Origin of the sequence: Phytoactinopolyspora endophytica (genome assembly GCF_004138495.1) — a bacterium.
GTDB lineage: Bacteria > Actinomycetota > Actinomycetes > Jiangellales > Jiangellaceae > Phytoactinopolyspora > Phytoactinopolyspora endophytica.
The window spans coordinates 142794-145641 of the sequence record NZ_ML142851.1 but is presented as its reverse complement, the minus strand read 5'-3'; the positions used below and the strand labels follow the sequence as shown (position 1 = coordinate 145641).

Genomic DNA, 2848 nt, shown 5'->3' with positions numbered 1-2848 from the left:
CTTTTCGTGATGCGCCGCCCGGCACCGATCGCGACGATCGTCGCCGCGCTCCTTCTCCTGCTCGGCACGCCATTCCTCGACCTCAAGCTCGGCGAGGTCGACGAACGGACCATGCCCGAGTCCGCGCAATCCCGGCAGGTCTCCGACACGATCCGTGCCGAGTTCGACTCCGGCGAGCAGAACGCCCTGCAGGTCGTGGCTCCGGACGCCAGAGCCAGCGAGGAGGAGGTCACGGACTACGCGATCTATCTCTCGGAGATGCCGAACGTGGCCCGTGTCGACACGGTGACCGGCAGCTACACGGCAGGCACTGAGGTCGCCCCGGCTGGACCCGCGCACGAGCACTTCGCCACCGGCGACGCGCTGTACCTTCAGGTCGTCCCTACGCCGGTCGAGTCCGAGGACACACAGGACCTGGTGACCGGCATCCGGGACGCGGACGCTCCGTTCGAGATCATGGTCGGCGGCCTGGCCGCGGTCACCATCGACGGGAACGACGCGCTCATGAGCTGGCTGCCCTACAGCCTGGCCGCACTAGGCGTGTGCATGGTCATCCTGCTGTTCCTGCTCACCGGAAGCCTCGTTCTACCTTTCCTCGCGTTGCTGCTCAGCGGGCTGAGCCTGACCGCTACCTTCGGCGCACTGGTATGGATCTTCCAGGACGGCCATCTGAACGGCCTCTTCGGCGGGTTCACGGTCACGGGAAGCCTCCCCGGGACCATTCCGGTGATGCTGTTCGCTGTCGCCTTCGGCCTGGCTATGGACTACCAGGTGTTCATGCTCTCCAGAATCCGCGAAGAGTACGAGCGCACTGGCAGCGGCCCCACGGCTGTGGCGGTGGGACTCGAACGGATCGGGCGGATCGTCACCGCGGCCGCCATCCTGATCTCCATCGTCTTCCTGGCGTTCCTGCTCTCAGAGATCACATTGATGAAGGCATTCGGAGTCGGACTTCCGCTCGCAGTACTGCTGGACGCCACGCTGATCCGTGGAGCGATGCTGCCCGCGATGATGAAACTGCTCGGAAGGGCCACCTGGTGGGCTCCGGAGCCACTACGTCGTCTGCACCAGCGCTTCGGCCTGCGTGAGGGCGACGACGCGGCAGCCGCGGCGGACGAACTCGCCGGCGTCCGCTGAGCGGACCGGACACGCAAGAGACGCGACGGCCTGCCCGGCCACCCGGGCGGGCCGTCCGCCCAGGTCAGCGGGCCGTCAGGCTAGATATGCGGAGAGCACCTTGCGGTGCGTCTCACGCGCCTTGGCGTGAAGCTCACTCCCCGACTCGGTGGGCCTGACGAAACACGACCGGCGATCGTCCGCGCACATGGAACGCTCAACGAAACCTGCTCGCTCAAGGCGGTCGACGGCCCGGGACAGCGCGCTCTGGCTCAGGTACATGTCGGACGCCAGGTCATGCATGCGCAACTTCTCCTGGCCGGACTCGATCAGACGGTCAAGTGCCTCGAACTCACTACGGCCGACGCCGTACTCCGCCTGGAGTTCCCGGTCTAGAGCGCAGGCGATCTCGTTGTAGCTGCTGAGCAGCTCGCGCCAGCGCGACACGAGTTGTCGCTCCTGCGTCTGGATCACGAAGCGCATTCTAACACCGGGCGAAATATTATGCGAGCGCATTTTATGCTTGTGCATTCAATGCACGCGCATGTAACGTCTCCATCCGTGACTTCTACCGCAACACCCTCCGAGACCCCTGCGTCGCAGGGCGCTCAGCAACCGTGGACTCCACGACTCTGGGGCGTTCTCGCCGTCTTATGCCTTGTCCTGTTCCTCGACGGACTCGACGTCTCAATGGTCGGCGTCGCGCTCCCGTCCATCGGCGCCGAACTGGAGCTCTCGACCTCCACACTGCAATGGATCGTCAGTGGCTACGTCCTCGGCTTCGGTGGACTGCTGCTCCTCGGCGGACGCACCGCCGACCTGCTCGGCCGACGCAAGGTCTTCCTCATCGCGCTGGCCGTCTTCGCCATCGCCTCATTGTTCGGCGGCCTGGTCAGCAACGGCCCGCTGCTCATCATCACCCGCCTGATCAAGGGGATCGCCGCGGCGTTCACCGCTCCGACCGGACTGTCGATCATCACGACGACGTTCGCCGAAGGCGCCGCACGCAACAAGGCCCTGTCGATCTACACCGTCTTCGGAGCCAGCGGATTCTCGTCCGGGCTGATCTTCGGCGGACTGATGACCGGCCTCGGCTGGCGCTGGACGTTCCTCGCACCGGTACCGATCGCCGTCGCCGCGCTCATCGCCGGTATCGCACTGATCCCTCGCGACCGGCCGGCAGCCACGGGCGGCTACGACATCGCCGGTGCCATCACCTTGACCGGCGGCATGCTCCTGCTCGTGTACACCGTGGTCTCCGCCCCGGAGACGGGTTGGACCGATCCCGGGATACTGGGGTCGTTCGTACTGGCGGCCGCGCTCTTGACGAGCTTCGTCCTCGTCGAGCAACGGGTGCGGCATCCGCTGGTCCGGCTGGGGATCCTACGCATCGGACACATCGTGCGCGCCAGCATCGCCATCATCGCCCTGTTCGGCTCCTACCTGAGCTTCCAGTTCATGCTGACGCTGTATCTCCAAGACGTTCTCGGCTGGTCACCTCTACGGATGTCCCTCGCATTGCTGCCTGCCGGCATGCTTGTGGTCCTGACCGCGCCGAGAGCCGACCGGATGATCCAACGTCTAGGCACGGCGAGGCTGATCATCATCGCACTGGCAGCGCTCAGTGTCGGCTATGTCCTGTTCCTGTTCAGAATCGACCCTGACCCGAACTATGCCGCTGTGATTCTGCCCAGCGTCCTGCTGCTCGGCATAGGTTTCGCTCTCGGCTTCC

Annotated in this window: 3 protein-coding genes; 2 read left to right on the top strand and 1 reads right to left on the bottom strand. The window is 65.3% G+C overall.

Annotation, left to right across the window (positions count from 1 at the left end; genetic code table 11):
- Positions 1-1137: MMPL family transporter (locus tag ELR45_RS06555; protein ID WP_165367539.1), on the top strand; the 1137-nt coding region annotated here is incomplete at its 5' end.
- Between the two features lie 75 nt (positions 1138-1212).
- Here the strand turns inward: ELR45_RS06555 and ELR45_RS06550 are convergent.
- The gene (locus ELR45_RS06550; RefSeq protein WP_129664468.1) at positions 1213-1599 is read right to left on the bottom strand and encodes a MarR family transcriptional regulator; all 387 of its coding nucleotides are present in this window, start codon (positions 1597-1599) and stop codon (positions 1213-1215) included.
- 51 nt (positions 1600-1650) lie between these two features.
- Between ELR45_RS06550 and ELR45_RS06545 the strand changes: the two genes are divergently transcribed.
- Positions 1651-2848: MFS transporter (locus ELR45_RS06545; RefSeq protein WP_420813831.1), on the top strand; the 1198-nt coding region annotated here is incomplete at its 3' end.